Genomic DNA, 17,371 nt, shown 5'->3' on the forward strand with positions numbered 1-17,371 from the left:
GACGGAGCCTTCAAGCGGCTTCGCCATGTCAGCCGGCCTGCAGCAGCGAGAGCTGCCGGTCGTTGTTGTCCTGCGCGTCGGTCAGCGGGATGCCGTAGTCGCCGGTGAAGCAGGCATCGCAATAGGCGGGCTTGGCCATGTCGCGGCCCGGCTTGCCGAGCGCGCGGTAGAGGCCGTCGAGCGAGATGAAGGCCAGGCTGTCGACGCCGATGATGCGCGCCATCTCCTCGAGGTCGTGCTTGGCGGCCAGCAGCTTGCCGCGTTCCGGCGTGTCGATGCCGTAGTAGCAGCTATGGGTGGTGGGCGGGGAGGAGATGCGCATATGCACCTCGGTCGCGCCGGCGGCGCGGACCATCTCGACGATCTTCCGGCTGGTGGTGCCGCGGACGATGGAATCATCCACCAAGATCACCCGCCGCCCCTCGAGCATCGCCCGATTGGCGCTGTGCTTCAGCTTCACGCCGAGATGGCGGATCTGGTCGGTCGGCTCGATGAAGGTGCGGCCGACATAGTGGTTGCGGATGATGCCGAGCTCGAAGGGGATGCCGCTCTCCATGGCATAGCCCATGGCGGCCGGCACGCCGCTGTCCGGCACCGGCACGACGACATCCGCCGGCACGCCGCTCTCGCGCGCGAGCTCGGCGCCGATCTTCTTGCGGGTCTCGTAGACCGGCGTGCCCTCCACGACGGAGTCGGGCCGGGCGAAGTAGATGTACTCGAAGATGCAGAAGCGCTCCGGGTTCTTCCCGAAGGGCTTGATGCTGTGCACGCCCTGGTCGTCGATGACGATGATCTCGCCGGCATCAATGTCGCGGACGAACTCGGCGCCGACGATGTCGAGGGCGCAGGTCTCCGAGGTCAGCACCCAGGAGGGTTGCGACCCGCCCTCCCCGCCGAGGCGCCCGAGCACCAGCGGGCGGACGCCCATCGGGTCGCGCGCGCCGATCAGCGCGCCGTTGTGCAGGGCGACCAGGCTATAGGCCCCCTGCACCTGGCGCAGCGCGTCGATCAGCCGGTCCACCACGGTGGAGTAGAGGCTGATGGCGATGAGGTGGATGAAGACCTCGCTGTCCGTCGTGCTCTGGAACAGGCAGCCGCGGGAGACCAGGCTGCGGCGGAGCTGCAGGGCGTTGGTCAGGTTGCCGTTATGCGCGACCGCGAAGCCGCCGAAGGCGAAATCCGCATAGAGCGGCTGGACGTTGCGCAGCGCGGTCTCGCCGGTCGTGGCATAGCGGTTGTGGCCGACCGCGGCGCGGCCGCGCAGCCCGGCCATGACCTTGGGGTCGGAGAAGGTGTCGCCGACCAGGCCCTGGCCCTTGTGGGCATGGAAGATGCCGCCATTGTCGAGGGAGGCGATGCCGGCAGCCTCCTGGCCGCGGTGCTGCAGGGCGTGCAGGCCGAGGGCGGTCAGCGCGGCGGCGTCGGTGGCGTTCCAGACGCCGAAGACGCCGCATTCCTCGTGGAATTTGTCATCGTCGGGGTCGCCCCCCTTCGGCCACGGCACGGTGGAGAGCTCGGTCATCAGGGTCCTCACGTCCGGTTCCGCGCCGGCGGTCGCAGGAAGTCGTCCTGGGTGGGCCCGCGGCGGTCCGGCGGGGCGGCGACGCGGGGACGGTATTCCGGGGGCAATTGCGCCACCAGCCAGTTCGAGCCGTCCACGACCAGGGGCAGGGTCCGGGCGTCCCGGACCGCCTCCGGCCAGCGATCGGCGACGGGCAGCAGCATGCCACCCAGGATATAGGCAAGCAGGACGAGGAACGCACCCCGCGCGAGGCCGAATAGCAGCCCAAGGGCCCGGTCCGTGCCGCCGAGGACACTGTCCTGCACGCGGCGGGCGATCAGGCTGATGATGATCTTGAGGACGATCAGCACGAGGAGGAAGACGCCGCCCGCGGCGAGGGCATCAGCCAGCCAGGCCGGCTCCACGCTGCCCTGCAGCAGGGGCGCCACCTTCGGCCGCAGCGCGAGCGCGAGGAAGGCGGCGCCGATCCAGGCCCCCACTCCCAGCACCTCCTGCACAAGCCCCCGCATGAAGGCGAGCAACGCCGAGACGGCGAGCACCGCCAGTACCACACCGTCGACCCAGGTCATCGTGGCGGGGGTATAGCGGCGGCGGGGAGGCGGTGTCCACGCGCGGGACAGATTGTAACCGTTGCGTGTATTGCAGAGCTCGCCGATGATCCAGATGGTTGATGCGGCGGGGACCGCATGGAGTTCGAGTGGGACGAGGCCAAGCGGCTGTTGAACCTGGCGAAGCATGGGCTCGACTTCGAGGATGTTGACCTGATCTTCGAAGAAAACCACTTCACCTACGACATCCGGTTCGTGGGCAGCGAGCGGCGTGCGATAACTGTCGGCAGCCTTCACGGTATGGTCGTGGCCCTCGTCTCGACACGGCGGGGCTCCGCGATCCGCGTGATCTCGCTGAGGAGGGCGAGACAGGATGAGCGACGAGCGTATCGTTCGTTATACTCTCGATGAGCTTCGCGCGATGCGCGCCCGTGGCGAGAGCCAGCCGGACGGACTGGGCGCGCGTCGCGGCCATGACCGACGAGGACCTCGAGGCCCTGATCGCCGGCGACCCGGACGAAGGCGTCTACGCTGACGCGTCTCCGCCCTCCCCTGCCGCCGACGCGGCCGGGTTCGTCGCGATCCCGGTGGACCGCGAGGTGCTCGCCTGGTTCCAGGCGCAGGGACCGGGTGCGGCCGAGCGCATGGCGGCCGCCCTCCGCAGCCATATGGAGGCGCAGCGGGCGGCCGGGGGCGCCTGAGCAGCCTTTCGCGGGCTGGGCCGCACTTCGCGCGCCCCAAACCCTTGCGGCAAAGGGCTGCTCAGGATGCTGGTGCAGCGCAAACCCCGAGGGGGTTTGCTCAGCCCGCCCGCAGCCCCGCCCGTTCCACCGCCGCCCGGGTCCAGGCGGTCTCCTTCTCCAGGAAGGCCGCGAAGCCGGCCGGCCGCGCCTCCTCGGCCGAGGCCATCTCGCTGCCCATCTCCCCCAGCCGCTGCCGATTGCCCGGGTCGGCCACCGCCGCGCCCAGGGCGGCGGCCAGCACCGCCACCACCTCCGGCGGCGTCCCCGCCGGCACCACGATCCCGATGAAGGCGGCGGCACGGAAGCCGGGGACGCCCGCCTCCTCGAAGGTCGGCACATCAGGGATCACAGCGAGGCGCCGGGCGGAGCCGGTGGCGAGGATGCGCACCACCCCTTCCCGGTGCAGCGGCAGCGCGGTCGAGATCTCCGTCATCCCGGCCTTGATGTTCCCGGCGATCAGGTCCGGCGCCATGGCGCCGCCGCTGCCATAGGGCACGTGCTGCAGGCCCGCGCCGGTCGCGGCGTTGAGGCTCTCGATGGCGAGGTGGGAGGTGCTGCCATTGCCCGAGGAGCCCGTGGTGATCGCCCCCGGCTGCGCCTTGCCGAGCGCGATCAGCTCGGCCAGCGTTTGCGCCGGCAGGCTGCGATGCACCGCCAGCACGTTCGGGGTGCGGACGATGAGGCCGACCGGGGTGAAGTCCCGCGCCGGGTCGTAGCCCAGATTGGCCTGGATCAGCGGGTTGACCGTCAGCGGCCCGTTGGAGCCGAGGAAGACGACGAGGCCATCCGGCTTCATGCGGGCGAAGGCGGTGGCGGCGACATTGCCGGCGGCGCCGGCGCGATTCTCGACCACGACAGGCTGGCCCAGCCGCTCCGAGAGCTTCGGCGCCACGACGCGGCCGACGGTATCGGCATTGCCTCCCGGGGCAAAGGGGACGATCAGCCGGACCGGCCGGTCCGGGAAGCCGGCCTGCGCCCGGGCGATCGCCGGCGCGGCGGCCAGGGCCAGCAGGGCCCGGCGGTGGAGGGGCATGGACGGTTCTCCCGCAGGGGCGCGTCGCAGCCCCGTTGCGGAGGAGGATGCAGCCGCCCCGCCCGACGCTCAACCCGCCCTGGCGGGCTCGCGCCGGCGTTCCGCCTTGGCGGCGAAGGGCGCGACCAGGTCGGCGATATGGCCGATCTCGGCAAGGCGCAGCCCCTCCAGCGCCACCGGCGCCCGGCCGCCGCGCGCCAGCCGCCGTGGCAGCACGGCACCGGCGAAGCCGAGCTTCTGGGCCTCCCGCAGCCGCGCTTCGGCCTGGGCGACCTGACGGATCTCCCCGCTGAGGCCGACCTCGCCGAAATAGACCGTTTCCGGGTCGGTCGGCCGGTCGGTCGCGGCGGAGACCAGCGCCGCCGCGACGGCGAGGTCGGCGGCGGGCTCGGCGATGCGCAACCCGCCCGCGATGTTGAGGTAGACGTCGTTCATGCCGAGGGTCAGGCCGCAGCGCGCCTCCAGCACCGCCATCAGCATGGCGAGCCTGCCGGTGTCCCAGCCCACCACCTGCCGCCGCGGCGAGCCGCCGGCGGAGGGCGCCAGCAGGCACTGCACCTCCACCAGCACCGGCCGCGTGCCCTCGATCCCGGCGAAGACCGCGCTCCCGGAGACATTGCCGCGGCGCTCCGCGAGGAAGAGCGCGGAGGGGTTCGGCACCTCGACCAGGCCGCGCTCGGTCATCTCGAAGACGCCGATCTCGTCCGTCGCGCCGAAGCGGTTCTTCACCGCGCGCAGGATGCGGAACTGGTGGCCGCGGTCGCCTTCGAAATAGAGCGTCGCGTCCACCATGTGCTCCAGCACCCGCGGGCCGGCCAGCGTGCCTTCCTTGGTCACATGCCCGACCAGGACGAGCGCGAAGCCGCGGGTCTTGGCGAGGCGTATCAGCTCGGCGGCGCAGGCGCGCACCTGCGCGACGGTGCCCGGCGCGGAATCGAGGGCGTCGAGCCAGAGCGTCTGGATCGAGTCGATGACGACCAGCGCCGCGTCCCGCTCCTCCTCCAGGCTCGCCGCGATGTCACGCAGCGCCGTCGCGGCCGCGAGCTCGAGCGGCGCCCCCTCCAGCCCCAGGCGCAGGGCGCGCAGCCGGACCTGCGCCACCGCCTCCTCCCCGCTGATGTAGAGCGCGCGACGGCCATCGCTGGCGATGCGCGCGGCGGCCTGCAGCAGGATGGTGGACTTGCCGATACCGGGATCGCCGCCGACCAGCACGGCCGAGGCGGGGACGAGGCCGCCGCCGAGCACCCGGTCCAGCTCCGCAATGCCGGTCGGGATGCGGGGCGGCGGCGCGGCCTCCCCCTGCAGGCCGACGAAGGCGACGCGCCGGCCGCCGCCGGCCTTGGCCGCCGGGCCGGGGCCGCGGGCGGCGGGGGCGGCTTCCTCCTGCAGCGTGTTCCACTCGCCGCAGGCATCGCAGCGCCCCTGCCATTTCGGGGCGACGGCGCCGCAGGCCTGGCAGACATAGCGGTTGCGCTCCTTGGCCAAGCCGGGGGCTCCTTCGGGACGAAAGGTGAACACCAGATATAGGGCGCTGCCCGCCCCGCGTCACCGATTCGGCGCGGACACCCTGGACCGATCGGCCCGGGGCACCCATGATTCGCCCATGGAAACGCTCTTCCCCTTCGCCCTCACCGTCTGCGGCATCGAGGAACTCTCCGGCCATGGCGAGGCGGGGGTGAGCCACGTGCTCTCCATCCTCGACCCGGACTGGCCGGTGCCGGAAGCCTTCGGCAGCTTCGGGGAGCACGCGAAGCTCGAACTCCGCTTCCACGACGTGATCGAGGAGTCGCCCGGCCATGTCGCGCCGCGGGAGGAGGATGTGCGCGCCATCCTTGCCTTCGGCCGGGACCTGGAGGCGGAGGCGGCCTCGCGGCTGCTGGTGCATTGCCATGCCGGCATCTCGCGCTCCACCGCCGCGATGGCGCTGGTGCTGGCCCAGGCGCGGCCGCAGATGCCGGCCGAGGACATCCTGCAGGGCATCCTCGGCATCCGCGAGAAGGCCTGGCCGAACCTGCGGATCCTGGAGATGGGCGACGCCATGCTCGGCCGCGGCGGGACGCTGCCGGCGGCGGCATCCGCGCTCTATGCGCACCAGCTCCGCATCCGCCCGCACCTCGCCGACATCATGCGCAATGCCGGACGGGGGCGGGAGGTGGACGCGGCCGAAGCGGTGGGCTGACCGCTACTCCGCGGCCAGCGGCAGGGCCTGCTCCAGCGTCGGCGCCGCATCGGTCAGGGTCACGCGCCGCATGTCGCGCGGATAGGCATGGTCGTCGAAGGGCCGGGCGCGGTGCATGGTGCAGCGGTTGTCCCACATCACCAGGTCCCATGGCCGCCAGCGATGCGCATAGACGAAGGCGCGCTGCGTGGCGAACTCCGTCAGGTTGCGGATCATCATCATCGCCTCCGGCCGCGGCATGCCGCGCACCTGGCCGATATGCGAGGACAGGTAGATGGAATGCCGCTGCGAGCGCGGGTGCCAGCGCACCAGGCGCTGCGGCACGGGGGCGAATTTCTGCTTCTCCTCCTCGGTATACTCCTCGAAGCCCATCTGGCCGCGCGAGTAGATCAGGCTGTGCTCGGTGACGAGGTCCTTCACCTGCGCCTTGGTCTTCTCCGGCAGCGCGTCCCAGGCGGCGCGCATGTCGGCGAACTCGGTCTCGCCGCCCTCGGGCGGCACGACGCGGCCATGCAGCATGGAGTACTTGGCGGGCGTCGCCTTGAAGCTGCTGTCGCTGTGCCAGAGCTGGTTGCCCAGGTTGAACATCCGCCGCCGGTCATCGGCGCCGAGCAGCTTGCCGTCCACGTCGAGGTTGGAGATGTCGGCCATGCGGTCATGCTTGAGCCGGTGCTTGTGCGCATCCACCGTGGCGCGCGCGACCTCGAGCTCGCCGAGCGCCTCGCCGAAGGCCATCTGCTGGTCGTCGTCCAGGCGCTGGTCGCGGAAGACCAGGACCGCGTAGCGGTCCATGGCGCGGTGGATCGCCTCGCAGACCTCCGGCGGGGGCGGGGTGCGCAGGTCGAGGCCGCTGGCCTCGGCGGCGAAGAGCGGGTGAAGCGGGGTGATTTGCAGCGGCATGGCCGGGTCCTCCGGCTGATATGTTAGGCCCCGCCGGCCGGCCGCGGTCAAGCGACCGACCCCTCGCCTCGGGGCCTCGCACGGGGCAGGCCGTCCAGGGCCCGGCCCTGGACGGCCTCCGGGCCATCCGGCGCTCAGGCGTTCCGGTAGTAGCGCCGCGCCCGCCGCTCCGCCTCGCGCGCCGCGGCCTCGGGCGTCGCCTGGCCGGTGGCGACCGAGGCGCACATCTGCACCAGCACGTAGTCCGCGGCGACCGCGCCGGAGGCCTGGCTGATCGGGCCCTTGTAGCCGGACCAGTACCTGCTCTCCATCGTCTCGCGGAACAGGGTCAGCTTGGGATCGCTGGTCCAGACCGTGCTGGCATTGTAGGCGCGCAGCGGATGCGCCCAGTAGCCGAGGCTCGCCTGCATCCAGGGGTCGTACTGCTCCGACTCCAGCATGAAGGCGATGAACTGCTTGGCCGCGTTCGGGAAGCGCGAGTGGCGGAAGACCATGGCGTTCATCACCGTCGCCGTATGCGGCGACGACTTCGCCTTGCCCTTCGGGACCAGGGTGTGCTGCGTGTCCTCGGCGATCGCCGCCGTCTTCGGGTCGTTCTTCAGCGTGAAGTAGAGCGAGACGCCGTTGAAGGTCAGATAGATCTCCTGCGCCGAATAGGCCCGGTTGTTGGACGGGTCGAGCCAGGAGAGCGTGCCCGGCACGAAGGCCTGGTAGAGCTCCTGCAGGTATTTCAGCGCCTCCACCGTCTCCCGGCTGTTGACGGAGACCTTGCCCTCCTCATCGACCAGGGAGGCGTTGTGGGACCAGAGCAGCCATTGCGCGAAGCCGTTGCCGTCGCCCACCGCATTGCCGAGGGCAAAGCCGACCGGCTTGTTGTTCTTCTTCATCGCCAGGCAGAGCTTGAGGAAGCCCTCGTGGTCGTCGGGCACGCTGTCGAAGCCCGCCTCCTTCACCGCGGACTGCCGCCAGACGCAGGGGCCGATATTGCCGCCGATCGGGATGCCCAGCCATTTGCCGGTGATGTGCTGGCGGCCGTATTTCTCCGACAGCGCGCCCCAGCCGCCATAGCGCTGGCCGAGGTACTCGGCCACGTCGCCCATCTCCACCAGCTTCTCGGCATAGATATGCGGGTCGTCCGACCAGCCGATGACGATGTCCGGCCCGGTGCCGGTATTGGCGACGACCGCGGTCTGCGGACGGATATCCTCCCAGCCCACGAAATCCACCCGGACCGGGATGTTGAAGCGCTCCTGGAAGCGCTGGGCATTGGCGCGGAAGATGGTCTCGTCCGGCTCCACGAAGCGGGCGGGGCGGATGACGCGGAGACTGGCGCCGCTCTCCGGCGCGGCGCGCAGGGCGCCGCCCTCGCTGCGGGGAATGCCGCCCTGCGCCAGCGCCGGCGTGGCCAGCACCGCGGCGCCGAGGCCGAGCGTGGTGCGGCGGGTGACGTCCTGCATCCTTATCCTCCCTGGGGTCGTGCTTGGCCGCAGCGCACGGCCCGGCCCGGCCCCGGAAGGATGCGCGCCGGCGCGGCGGCGGATGGACGGAATTCCAGGCCGTCTCGATTTCGTGATGGGCGAAGCGGCACGAGCCTGGCGCCTTCCCGACAGCATCTCTGTTGGCTTGCCGACCGACCGGGTCGCAGCCCCGACAACTCCGCGGGTTTGCGGGCCTGGAACCGCTCTGGGCGCATGGCACGGACTTTGTGTCGTCCCTGCTGCATCGCAGCAAGGACGGATCGCATGAGCGAGGCCCTCGACCTCCCGCAGGTCTATCGACACCATGTCTTCGCCTGCTTCCAGCAGCGCCCGCCGCAGCACCCGCGCGGCAGTTGCGGCCAGGCCGGCGCCCAGCCGCTCTGGCAGCGGCTGCAGCAGCGCATGGAGGGCAAGCCAGACATGGCCATGGTTGCCACCGGCTGCCTCGGCTTCTGCCGTGCCGGGCCGCTGATGGTCGTCTACCCCCAGGGGATCTGGTACGCACCGCGCACGCCCGAGGATGTTGATGAGATTGTCGATCTCCACCTGCTCGGCGGCACGCCCGTGGAGCGGCTGATCATCCTGCCGCAACCCTGACGCGAAAGCCCGATGGCGCTTCCGCTGCCGCTCGCGCCTCCGTTGGTTCGCGTGCCGGAACCCACCGGCGCGTGAGGCATTTACCCCGGGACTGCCACGCCCGTTCTCCCACCCCCCGAGGGAGGCCTGCCGTATGCAACCCGAGAATGGTCGTGCCGCCACTGCGCGGCGCGATGAGCGAATGCGTGCCCGCGTCGACGGGCCGCTGAGAAGCCTGCTGCAGAGACGCGCGCCGCTGCGGCTGGGCATCGCCCTGGCGACGGCGCTCTTCGCCGCGCCGTTGCTGGCGCCCGGCGCCGAGGCGGCCCGCCACGCCAGGCCCCGCGCGGAGGCGAGCCAGCCGCGCAAGCCCGCCGCCCATGCGCCCGCGGCGCAGGCGAAGGCGGCGCGGGAGGCCCGGCCGGCGGCCCGCCCCGCCCGCCAGGCCGCCCGCGCCGCACCGGCCCGCGTCGTCCCCGCCGCCAGCCCGGCCCGTGCGGCGCCGACGCGCGGCACCCCGGCCGCCCGGCCGGTGCGCGCCGCGCCGGTCGATACCGGCCAGCGCGTCACCGCCGCGCTCGGCCAGGCCAGCCGGGCGACGGGGCTCGATCCCGTGCTGCTGGTCGCGCTCGCCTGGCAGGAGAGCCGCTTCGACCCGCGCGCCCGCAATCGCCGCTCCTCGGCCCGCGGGCTGATGCAGTTCACCGACGCGACCTGGCTGGAGGTGGTGCGCGACTTCGGCCCGCGGCACGGCCTGGCGCCGACGGCGGCGCAGTTGCAGACCAACTGGCAGACCGGGACCATCGGCACGCGGAACTGGCGGCAGATGCAGCAGGTGCTCGCGCTGCGCGACAACCCGCGCTACGCGGCGGTGCTGGCGGCGGAGCGGATCAACCGCGCGCGCGAGGCGCTGCAGGCGAGCCTCGGCCGGCGACCGACGGCGGAGGACCTCTATCTCGTGCACCTGCTCGGCACCGCCGGGGCGCAGCGCTTCCTCGCCGGACTGGCCCGCACGCCGGACGCCCCGGCGAAGGACTTCGTCTCGAACGAAGCGCTGACGCTGAACCGGGAGGTCTTCGCCGCGCGCGAGGACGGGCGGCCGCTCAGCCTTGCCGAGGTGCATCGCTGGATCGGCCGGTCCATCGCGGGGCAGCGGGAGATGCACGGGGCGATGCTGACAGTGCTCGGCGCACCGGCGGTGGTCGAGGTCGCCGACGCGCGCTGACGCGAGGGAGCGCCCGGCCCGGCGTCCTAGCGCCTGAGCTCCATCTGGATCGGCCCCTCGCGCTCGCCATTGGCGAACTGATCGACCAGCGCATTGCCGGTATGGCCAAGCTCGCCCGCCGGGCCGCTCCAGACGATCCGCCCACGGTGCAGCATCGCAGCCGTATCGCCGATCCGCCGCGCGCTCGCCATGTCATGCGTGATGGAGACTGCCGTCGCGCCCAGCCGCTTCACGCAATCCACGATCAGCCCGTCGATGACCGCGCCCATGATGGGGTCGAGGCCGGTGGTCGGCTCGTCGAAGAAGATGATGTCGGGCTGCGCCGCGATGGCGCGCGCCAGCGCCACGCGCTTCTGCATGCCGCCCGAGAGCTCCGCCGGCGAGAGGTCGCCGACCGAGCCGGCCAGGCCGACCTGCGCCAGCACCTCCGCCGCCTTGTCGCGCGCCTGAGCCCGGGTGATGCGCTTCTGCGCCAGCAGCTTGAAGCAGACATTCTCCCAGACCGGCAGGCTGTCGAAGAGCGCGCCGTTCTGGAACAGCATGCCGATGCGGTCGCCGAGCGCCTCCCGCTCCCGCCGGGACATGTGCAGCACGTCGCGGCCGTCGATCTCGATCGTGCCCTCGTCCGGCTGGATCAGGCCGAGGATGCATTTGATCGTCACCGACTTGCCGGAGCCGGAGCCGCCGAGGATGACCAGCGAGTGGCCGGCCGCCACGTCGATATCCACGCCGTCCAGCACCCGCTTCGGCCCGAAGGCTTTGCGCAGGCCGCGCAGCCGGATCTTCGGCACGGCCGGGACCGCGGCGGCGGCGGCGGCCAGGGCCGGGTCCGGCCAGGGGGATGACATGTCCCTCATTGCGCGAAGAAGGCCTCGGTCAGCACGTAGTCCAGCGCCAGGATGAAGATGGAGGAGGCGACGACGGCCGTCGTCGTCGCGCCGCCCACGCCCTGCGCCCCGCCCTTGCTGGTATAGCCGCACCAGGTGCCCATCAGGGCGATGACGAAGCCGAAGGCCCCGGCCTTCACCAGGCCGGAGACCACGTCGTCCGTCTGCAGGTAGTCGAAGGTCGATTTCAGATAGGCCACCGAGACGAAGCCGAGCTTGTAGGTGCCGATCAGCCAGCCGCCCATGACGCCGAGGACATCGGCCACCAGCACCAGCAGCGGCAGGGCGATGACGGCGGCCAGCAGCCTCGGCGCCACCAGGTACTTCATCGGGTTGGTGGACAGCGTGGTCAGTGCGTCGATCTGGTCGGTCACGCGCATGGTGCCGATCTCGGCCGCGAAGCTCGCGCCGATGCGGCCCGCCACCATCAGCGCCGCCAGCACCGGGCCGAGCTCGCGCGTCAGGGAGATGACGACGACGCTGGCGATGGTGCTCTGGGCGTTGAAGCGGGCGAAGCCGGTATAGCTCTGCAGCGCCAGCACCATGCCGGTGAAGACCGCGGTCAGCGCGACGACGGGCAGGGAGAACCAGGCGATCTCGACGAAGGCGCGCCAGAAGAGCCGGCCGTAGAAGGGGGGCCGCACGAGATGCGTGACGGCCTCAAGCGCGAAGAGCGCCACGCCGCCCACGGTGCGGCAGGCGGCGAGCGTCGCGCGGCCGAGCGCCGCGAGCGGATCGAGAAGGATCGCAGCCATCAGGCGCCGCGATACTCGCGCCGGTAGCGCGCGCCCAGCGAGGTCAGGATCTCGTAGCCGATGGTGCCGGCCGCCGCCGCCACATCGTCCGGCGTATTGCCGGGACCGATCAACTGCACCATGGCGCCTGGCGCGACAGCGGGCGCGCCTGCGGGCAGGTCGGTCACGTCGAAGGTAATGAGGTCCATGGATACCCGGCCGACCAGGGGCACGGGATGGCCGGCCAGGATGCCGGTTGCCCGCCCCGATAGGCTGCGAAGGTAGCCATCGGCATACCCGGCGGCAACGGTGGCTATCCGGGACGTGCGCGGCGCGGTCCAGGTGGCGCCATAGCCGACCGGGGTGCCGGCCGGCACCTCCCGCACCTGCAGCACCGGCGCCTCCAGCCGCACCGCCTGCCGCATCGGGTTCGGCTGCCCCGGCGTCGGGTTGATGCCGTAGAGGGCGCAGCCGGGACGGGCGAGGTCGGAGGCGAAGGCCGGCCCGAGGAACAGGCCGGAGGAATTGGCGAAGCTCGCCGGCGCCGCCGGCAGGCGGGCGCGCAGCGCGGCGAAGCGGGCGGCCTGGGCGGCGTTCAGCGGGCTGGCAGGCTCGTCGGCGCAGGCCAGGTGGGTCATGACCCAGCGGAGATCGATCCCCGCGAGCCGCCCGGGATCCTCGGCCAGGGCCGCCACCTCCGTCTCGGCCAGGCCGAGCCGGGCCATGCCGGTGTCGAGGTGCAGCAGGGCCGGCAGGCGCCGCCCGGCGGCACGCGCCGCGGCGGACCAGGCGGCAACGTCGCCCGGGCCGTTGAGGACGGGCAGCAGCCCCACCCCCTCGTCGCCGCCCGGGGCGAAGCCGTTCAGCACGGCGATCATGGGGCCGGGGCCGATGGCGGCCCGCAGGGCGATACCCTCGGCCAGATGGGCGACGAAGAAATGCCGACAGCCGGCTTCGAGCAGGGCGCGGCCGACCGGACCGGCGCCCAGCCCGTAGCCATCGGCCTTCACCACGCCTGCCACCAGCCCCGGCGCCGCCCGGTCCCGCAGCAGGCGCCAATTGGCGGCGATGGCGCCCAGATCGACGGTCAGGACCGCCTGCATGACCTCACCCCGGATTTATGCTGCACCACGGCATGAACCCGCTCAGCGGCCCGGGCAAGCCCCCGAAAGCACCGCAACCGCGGACCGCGAATGACGTTGGGTGGGCCGGCCGCACAATCGCCATTGGTTTTGCTGCGCGGCACATTTCCACGGACTGGATTTTTTCCGGCCAGGCACCGGGAGAGGAGGATTTATGGCGGACGGCAACAACGGGCCAAACGACCGGACCCCCACGGCGGAGGTAGTCCGCCGCGGCAACGCGGCCGCCCGGGGTGCGGCCGAGGCGATGCGCGAGGGCGCCAGCGTGGCGGAGGAGGCGACCCGCCCCGCCCGGCAAGCCGGCGCCGAGGTCGCGCGCCGCGGCCTGGAGACGACCCGGCAGGCCGGCGAGGCCGCGGCCGGCATGGCCGCCCAGGGCACGGCCGAGACGCTGCGCCGGACCGAGGAGATGGAGGGCCAGGCCCGGCAGGGTCTCGAGGCGATGTGGCGCATGTTCCCCGCGCCCATGCCCGGCGCCGGCGGCATGCCCGACTTCTCCCAGATGGTCAGCGAGATGGTGCGGACCAACCTGCGCATCGGGCAGGAGCTGTTCCGCCTGGCCAATCCGGCGGCGATGATCGAGTTCCAGCAACGGATGCTGCGCAGCTACCTCGATGCCCTGCAGGCCAGCCAGTCGATGCTGCTCGGCACCGCGCGGCGGACGACCGAGGAGATGGAGCGTGAGATCGGCCCCGGCCGCTGAGGCCGGGCGCGGGCGCGGCCGGGAAAATTGTGCAGTGCGGCGGAACGCCCCCCGGCCCGGCCTGTTCTGACCGGCGCGGCCGGGGTGCTCCAGGAAATCCCGGCCGGGGCCAAGTACAAAGCAAACAAACCTAAGTACCGATTGCCGAATTGGCTGTCGCGGCCAGTGCCGCGCCGGCAGGAGGAAGTCATGGCCGCGCCCGAACGGACAGGAAGACTTGTCGAAGAGAAGGTCGTCCCGGTCATCGAGGAAACGGCCGTGGTCTACAAGGAGCAGGTCGTCACCGACCGGGTGCGCCTGCACAAGCGGGTCCATGAGGACCAGGAGGTCTTGGACATCCCCGTCCGGACCGAGACGCTCGAGGTAGAGCGCGTGCCGATGGGCCGCTGGATCGAGGCGGCCCCGGCCATCCGGCAGGAGGGCGAGACCACCGTCTATTCCGTGGTGGAGGAGGTCCTCGTCGTCGAGAAGCGCCTGCGGCTGGTGGAGGAGGTGCGCGTCACCCGCCGGCAGGCCACCCGGCACGTCCGGGAGGAGGTCGCGCTCCGGCGCGAGGAGGTCACCGTCGAGCATGCGGCGGCCCCGCGCGATCCGGCCCGCGACAAGGGGGCCGCAGCGGACCGATGACCGAAGGGCCGGCCGGCCCGGAGGTCTGAACCGGTCCGCCGGACAGGCAAGGCGGCCCCCGGAGACAGCACCAGAGCATTCAGGGACAAGGAATAGTCGATGATGGAATCCGTTATCGGGCTGCTCGCGGATCGCGGGCAGGCAGAGAGCCTGCGCGCCGCCCTCACCGGGGCCGGCATCGGGCAGCAGGACATCGTCATCTTCGACCGGCAGGCGGGCGAACGCCTGTCCGGGGAGTTGGTCGACCGCGGGCTCGAGGAAGGGCGGGCCCGGCTCTATGCCCAGGCGGTGCAGCGCGGCGGCGTGCTGGTGGCGGCGGAAGCCGAGAGCACCGACCAGGCGCTGGCCGTCATGAACCGCTTCGAGCTGCGGGCGCCGGAGGACATGATCGGGGGCGAGCATGTCGAGCGCGTGCAGTCGGTCGAGGAGGAGCTGAAGGTCGGCAAGCAGACCGCCGTCGGCGGCAAGCGCCTCGTCACCAGCGTGCAGGAGCGGACGGTCGAGAAGCCGGTGACGCTGCACGAGGAGGAGGTCGAGGTCGAGCGCCGCCGCGAGGACCACCGGCTGAGCCCGGAGGAAGCCGGCCGCGCCTTCAAGGAGGAGACGGTGGAGCTGACCGCGACCAGCGAGCGGCCCGTCGTCTCGAAGGAGGCGCGCGTCACCGGCGAGGTCGCGCTGCGCAAGCGCGCGGTGGAGCGGCGCGAGGTGGTGCGGGATACGGTCCGCCGCCAGGACGTCGATGTCGAGACCATCCAGGAGCGGAAGGTCGGGCCCGAGCGCCAGGCCTGACACCCCGGCGGGGGCGCCTCGGCGCCCCCGTCACCGCCGCACCCAGTCCTCCGCCTCCCAGCCCGCCGCGATCTCCCTCGCCGGGCCGCCGCGTCAGTGGCCCTCGATCGCGCCGTGCACCTGGTCGAGGTCGCCGAAGCGGGTGAACTCGCTCTCGAAGAACAGCTTGATCGTGCCCGTCGGCCCGTGGCGCTGCTTGGCGATGATCAGCTCGGCCTTGTTGTGGGCGGATTCCATGTCCGCCTGCCACTTGGTCATCGCCTCCTCGAACTTGGCGCCGTTGTCGTAGGTCAGCTCCTTCGGGGCGCGCTGGGCCAGGTAGTACTCGTCGCGGTAGACGAACATGACCATGTCGGCGTCCTGCTCGATCGAGCCGGATTCGCGGAGGTCGCTGAGCTGCGGCCGCTTGTCCTCCCGGCTCTCGACCTGGCGGGAGAGCTGGGACAGGGCGATGACGGGGACGCTCAGCTCCTTGGCGATCGCCTTGAGGCCCTGGGTGATCATGGAGATCTCGAGCACCCGGCTCTCCGGCCGCGTCCCCGCCGCCGGCCGCATGAGCTGGAGGTAGTCCACCACCACCAACTCCAGCCCGCGCGTGCGCTTGAGCCGCCGGCAGCGCGTCCGCAGCGCCGAGATGGTGATCGCCGGGGTGTCGTCGATGACCAGCGGCAGGGCGGAGAGCTCGCGGCTCACCTCCACGAAGCGGTCGAAGTCGCGCTGGCTGATGTCGCCGCGGCGGATGCGGTCGCCCGAGATGCGCGCGGTCTCGGAGAGCAGGCGGGTGGCGAGCTGGTCGGCGCTCATTTCCAACGAGAAGACGGCGACCGTGCCGCGGGGCTGCAGGCCCTCCCCCTTTTCCTGCGCCTCCCGCACCAGGGCCTGGGCGGCGCCGAAGGCGATCTTGGTGGCGAGCGCCGTCTTGCCCATGGCCGGGCGGCCGGCGATGATCATCAGGTCGGAGCCGTGCAGGCCGCCGGTCTTGGCATCGAGGTCGCGGAGCCCCGTGGGCAGGCCGCTGACGCCGCCCGGCGTCGAGAAGGCGCGCTCGGCCATCAGCACGGCCTCGGTCAGCGCCCGCTCGAAGGTGACGAAGCCGCCCTCCGTCCCGCCATCCTTGGCGAGGTCGAACAGCCGCTGCTCGGCCGCCTCGAGCTGCTCCTTGGCCGAGAGCTCGGCCTCGGCGCCGAAGGCGCGGTTCACCACCTCCTCGCCCACATCCACGAGCTGCCGGCGCAGCCAGCAGTCATGCACGATCCTGGCGTACTCGCCGGCATTGATGATGCCGACCATGGCCGAGAGGAGCTGCGCCAGGTAGGCCGGGCCGCCGACCTCGTCGAGCAGGCCGGAATGCTCGAATTCCGGCCGGAGCGTCACGACATCGGCGAGCTGCCCGGCCTCGATGCGGCGCTGGACGGCGCGGAAGATGCGGCCATGGATCGGGTCGGCGAAATGCTCGGGCGCGAGGAACTCCGAGACCCGCTCATAGGCCTTGTTGTTGGCCAGCAGCGCGCCCAGCAGTGCCTGCTCGGCCTGCAGGTTGGAGGGCGGGACGCGCTGGGAGAGCCCGAGCAGGCCCCCGGCGCCCGCATAGGGCGGCGGCTGGTCGATGGTATTCATGCGGCGATCCTAGCGCGGAACGGCGCCTGTGGATCATGGGGATGGCTGTGGATAACGGGGACGGCGGGGTACGGCACGCGGACGTGGTGGCGGGGACACGCCCGGCCGGGGCGGGCGTCCGGACACACCGCCACGCCGGAGCGGATCAGGCCCCGACGCGGTCCCACTCGCCCTGCCACATCCAGTCGCGCGTCAGCGGCAGCGGCTTCCTGTCGCGCGTTAGCCGGATCTGCCGGTTCATGTGGTCGGCGCGGCAGGCGGCCGGCGCAGGCCGGGCGCGGCGACCGTCGCGCAAGCGCACCCGCCCGCCACCCAAGCAGCGGCCCCCGCCCAGGAACTATCCCGAGAGTAAAGCCCGACGCCGGAAGGGCCGGGATCGCCGCCGCGACATGCGCCGGGCAGGCGATCCTCGAGAAGATCCGGGCCCGTCCCGCCGCCTACGATCCCGCCTTGCTCCCGCGACAGGCGGAGTTGAAGGCGATCGCCGAGGCCCGCGAGGTCCGCATCGCCGAGCGCACGGCCGCCCGCGCCGCCGAGGCCGCCCGGCTGGAGGCCGAGCAGAAGGCCGCCCGCGACGCCCGCTGCGCCGCCCGCAAGGCGCGCAGCAAGCGCTGACCGGATGGGCGGCTTTCCGCCCCAGCCAGAATGCCCGCTGTCGGCGTCCCTAT

The 17,371-nt window shown here is 72.0% G+C and carries 20 protein-coding genes; 9 read left to right on the top strand and 11 right to left on the bottom strand.

The window, feature by feature from the left end; all coding sequences use genetic code 11:
• Positions 1–28: 28 nt before the first annotated feature.
• Together purF and Q7A36_RS18105 are read right to left on the bottom strand one after the other, a co-directional pair.
• Positions 29–1,522, bottom strand: coding sequence for an amidophosphoribosyltransferase (gene purF / locus Q7A36_RS18100; RefSeq protein ID WP_305105130.1), 1,494 nt, complete (start codon positions 1,520–1,522; stop codon positions 29–31).
• Positions 1,523–1,530: 8 nt separating this feature from the next.
• The gene (locus tag Q7A36_RS18105) at positions 1,531–2,259 is read right to left on the bottom strand and encodes a CvpA family protein (protein WP_370655678.1); all 729 of its coding nucleotides are present in this window, start codon (positions 2,257–2,259) and stop codon (positions 1,531–1,533) included.
• Between Q7A36_RS18105 and Q7A36_RS41595 the strand changes: the two genes are divergently transcribed.
• Together Q7A36_RS41595 and Q7A36_RS18110 are read left to right on the top strand one after the other, a co-directional pair.
• Positions 2,209–2,481 (top strand): BrnT family toxin, encoded by a 273-nt coding sequence (locus tag Q7A36_RS41595; protein WP_370655679.1) that lies wholly within the window; start codon positions 2,209–2,211, stop codon positions 2,479–2,481. The genes Q7A36_RS18105 and Q7A36_RS41595 overlap by 51 nt on opposite strands.
• Positions 2,482–2,501: 20 nt before the next feature.
• Positions 2,502–2,771 (top strand): BrnA antitoxin family protein, encoded by a 270-nt coding sequence (locus Q7A36_RS18110; protein WP_305105132.1) that lies wholly within the window; start codon positions 2,502–2,504, stop codon positions 2,769–2,771.
• Positions 2,772–2,871: 100 nt separating this feature from the next.
• Here Q7A36_RS18110 and Q7A36_RS18115 read toward each other — a convergent pair whose 3' ends face one another.
• Together Q7A36_RS18115 and radA are read right to left on the bottom strand one after the other, a co-directional pair.
• A complete protein-coding gene (locus Q7A36_RS18115; protein WP_305105133.1) occupies positions 2,872–3,846 on the bottom strand; it encodes a Bug family tripartite tricarboxylate transporter substrate binding protein in 975 nt (324 codons plus the stop codon).
• A gap of 69 nt (positions 3,847–3,915) precedes the next feature.
• Positions 3,916–5,331, bottom strand: a complete 1,416-nt coding sequence (gene radA / locus Q7A36_RS18120) for a DNA repair protein RadA (protein ID WP_305105134.1) — start codon at positions 5,329–5,331, stop codon at positions 3,916–3,918.
• A 118-nt stretch (positions 5,332–5,449) separates the two neighbouring features.
• Between radA and Q7A36_RS18125 the strand changes: the two genes are divergently transcribed.
• Positions 5,450–6,025 (top strand): tyrosine phosphatase family protein, encoded by a 576-nt coding sequence (locus Q7A36_RS18125; RefSeq protein ID WP_305105135.1) that lies wholly within the window; start codon positions 5,450–5,452, stop codon positions 6,023–6,025.
• Between the two features lie 3 nt (positions 6,026–6,028).
• Here Q7A36_RS18125 and Q7A36_RS18130 read toward each other — a convergent pair whose 3' ends face one another.
• Positions 6,029–6,925 (bottom strand): TauD/TfdA dioxygenase family protein, encoded by an 897-nt coding sequence (locus Q7A36_RS18130; RefSeq protein WP_305105136.1) that lies wholly within the window; start codon positions 6,923–6,925, stop codon positions 6,029–6,031.
• Between the two features lie 134 nt (positions 6,926–7,059).
• Positions 7,060–8,382: an ABC transporter substrate-binding protein gene (locus Q7A36_RS18135; RefSeq protein WP_305105137.1), complete on the bottom strand. Its 1,323-nt coding sequence runs from the start codon at positions 8,380–8,382 to the stop codon at positions 7,060–7,062.
• Between the two features lie 285 nt (positions 8,383–8,667).
• Here Q7A36_RS18135 and Q7A36_RS18140 point away from each other — a divergent pair, with 285 nt between their 5' ends.
• Both Q7A36_RS18140 and Q7A36_RS18145 read left to right on the top strand, forming a co-directional pair.
• On the top strand, positions 8,668–9,000 hold the full coding sequence (locus Q7A36_RS18140; protein ID WP_305105138.1) for a (2Fe-2S) ferredoxin domain-containing protein: 333 nt from the start codon (positions 8,668–8,670) through the stop codon (positions 8,998–9,000).
• Between the two features lie 181 nt (positions 9,001–9,181).
• Positions 9,182–10,204: a transglycosylase SLT domain-containing protein gene (locus tag Q7A36_RS18145; RefSeq protein ID WP_305105139.1), complete on the top strand. Its 1,023-nt coding sequence runs from the start codon at positions 9,182–9,184 to the stop codon at positions 10,202–10,204.
• 26 nt (positions 10,205–10,230) lie between these two features.
• Here the strand turns inward: Q7A36_RS18145 and Q7A36_RS18150 are convergent, their stop codons facing one another.
• Genes Q7A36_RS18150 through alr form a run of 3 tightly spaced genes read right to left on the bottom strand, consistent with a single transcriptional unit; the run spans position 10,231 to position 12,928 of the window.
• A complete protein-coding gene (locus Q7A36_RS18150) occupies positions 10,231–11,052 on the bottom strand; it encodes an ABC transporter ATP-binding protein (protein ID WP_305105140.1) in 822 nt (273 codons plus the stop codon).
• A gap of 5 nt (positions 11,053–11,057) precedes the next feature.
• The gene (locus Q7A36_RS18155; RefSeq protein WP_305105141.1) at positions 11,058–11,846 is read right to left on the bottom strand and encodes an MlaE family ABC transporter permease; all 789 of its coding nucleotides are present in this window, start codon (positions 11,844–11,846) and stop codon (positions 11,058–11,060) included.
• Complete coding sequence (gene alr, locus Q7A36_RS18160; RefSeq protein WP_305105142.1) at positions 11,846–12,928, bottom strand: alanine racemase; 1,083 nt, start codon at positions 12,926–12,928, stop codon at positions 11,846–11,848. Before alr ends, Q7A36_RS18155 begins: the two co-directional genes overlap by 1 nt.
• Positions 12,929–13,121: 193 nt before the next feature.
• On the opposite strand from alr, the gene Q7A36_RS18165 reads away from it, so the two are divergent.
• From Q7A36_RS18165 to Q7A36_RS18175, 3 genes are all read left to right on the top strand, one after another.
• The gene (locus Q7A36_RS18165) at positions 13,122–13,670 is read left to right on the top strand and encodes a hypothetical protein (protein ID WP_305105143.1); all 549 of its coding nucleotides are present in this window, start codon (positions 13,122–13,124) and stop codon (positions 13,668–13,670) included.
• 189 nt (positions 13,671–13,859) lie between these two features.
• A complete protein-coding gene (locus Q7A36_RS18170; protein ID WP_305105144.1) occupies positions 13,860–14,297 on the top strand; it encodes a YsnF/AvaK domain-containing protein in 438 nt (145 codons plus the stop codon).
• A gap of 99 nt (positions 14,298–14,396) precedes the next feature.
• Positions 14,397–15,086: a DUF2382 domain-containing protein gene (locus Q7A36_RS18175; protein WP_305105145.1), complete on the top strand. Its 690-nt coding sequence runs from the start codon at positions 14,397–14,399 to the stop codon at positions 15,084–15,086.
• Positions 15,087–15,179: 93 nt separating this feature from the next.
• On the opposite strand, the gene Q7A36_RS18180 is transcribed toward Q7A36_RS18175, so the two are convergent.
• Entirely contained in the window at positions 15,180–16,703 is a 1,524-nt protein-coding gene (locus tag Q7A36_RS18180) for a replicative DNA helicase (protein ID WP_305105146.1), read from the bottom strand.
• A gap of 145 nt (positions 16,704–16,848) precedes the next feature.
• Entirely contained in the window at positions 16,849–16,998 is a 150-nt protein-coding gene (locus tag Q7A36_RS18185) for a hypothetical protein (protein WP_305105154.1), read from the bottom strand.
• A gap of 155 nt (positions 16,999–17,153) precedes the next feature.
• Here Q7A36_RS18185 and Q7A36_RS18190 point away from each other — a divergent pair, with 155 nt between their 5' ends.
• Positions 17,154–17,318, top strand: coding sequence for a hypothetical protein (locus Q7A36_RS18190; protein WP_408903897.1), 165 nt, complete (start codon positions 17,154–17,156; stop codon positions 17,316–17,318).
• Positions 17,319–17,371 lie beyond the last annotated feature (53 nt).

It is taken from the genome of Paracraurococcus lichenis (assembly GCF_030657435.1).
Lineage (GTDB): Bacteria > Pseudomonadota > Alphaproteobacteria > Acetobacterales > Acetobacteraceae > Paracraurococcus > Paracraurococcus lichenis.

Excerpts from the sequence above, each read along its gene's own strand:
- Q7A36_RS18125 (WP_305105135.1), top strand. The coding sequence starts at position 5,450 with ATGGAAACGCTCTTCCCCTTCGCCCTCACCGTCTGCGGCATCGAGGAA.
- Q7A36_RS18135 (WP_305105137.1), bottom strand. The coding sequence starts at position 8,382 with ATGCAGGACGTCACCCGCCGCACCACGCTCGGCCTCGGCGCCGCGGTG.
- Q7A36_RS18155 (WP_305105141.1), bottom strand. The coding sequence starts at position 11,846 with ATGGCTGCGATCCTTCTCGATCCGCTCGCGGCGCTCGGCCGCGCGACG.
- Q7A36_RS18150 (WP_305105140.1), bottom strand. The coding sequence starts at position 11,052 with ATGTCATCCCCCTGGCCGGACCCGGCCCTGGCCGCCGCCGCCGCCGCG.
- purF (WP_305105130.1), bottom strand. The coding sequence starts at position 1,522 with ATGACCGAGCTCTCCACCGTGCCGTGGCCGAAGGGGGGCGACCCCGAC.
- Q7A36_RS18145 (WP_305105139.1), top strand. The coding sequence starts at position 9,182 with ATGCGTGCCCGCGTCGACGGGCCGCTGAGAAGCCTGCTGCAGAGACGC.
- Q7A36_RS18130 (WP_305105136.1), bottom strand. The coding sequence starts at position 6,925 with ATGCCGCTGCAAATCACCCCGCTTCACCCGCTCTTCGCCGCCGAGGCC.
- Q7A36_RS18170 (WP_305105144.1), top strand. The coding sequence starts at position 13,860 with ATGGCCGCGCCCGAACGGACAGGAAGACTTGTCGAAGAGAAGGTCGTC.
- Q7A36_RS18105 (WP_370655678.1), bottom strand. The coding sequence starts at position 2,259 with ATGCTTCGCCAGGTTCAACAGCCGCTTGGCCTCGTCCCACTCGAACTC.
- Q7A36_RS18175 (WP_305105145.1), top strand. The coding sequence starts at position 14,397 with ATGATGGAATCCGTTATCGGGCTGCTCGCGGATCGCGGGCAGGCAGAG.
- Q7A36_RS41595 (WP_370655679.1), top strand. The coding sequence starts at position 2,209 with ATGGAGTTCGAGTGGGACGAGGCCAAGCGGCTGTTGAACCTGGCGAAG.
- Q7A36_RS18140 (WP_305105138.1), top strand. The coding sequence starts at position 8,668 with ATGAGCGAGGCCCTCGACCTCCCGCAGGTCTATCGACACCATGTCTTC.
- Q7A36_RS18115 (WP_305105133.1), bottom strand. The coding sequence starts at position 3,846 with ATGCCCCTCCACCGCCGGGCCCTGCTGGCCCTGGCCGCCGCGCCGGCG.
- alr (WP_305105142.1), bottom strand. The coding sequence starts at position 12,928 with ATGCAGGCGGTCCTGACCGTCGATCTGGGCGCCATCGCCGCCAATTGG.
- Q7A36_RS18165 (WP_305105143.1), top strand. The coding sequence starts at position 13,122 with ATGGCGGACGGCAACAACGGGCCAAACGACCGGACCCCCACGGCGGAG.
- Q7A36_RS18180 (WP_305105146.1), bottom strand. The coding sequence starts at position 16,703 with ATGAATACCATCGACCAGCCGCCGCCCTATGCGGGCGCCGGGGGCCTG.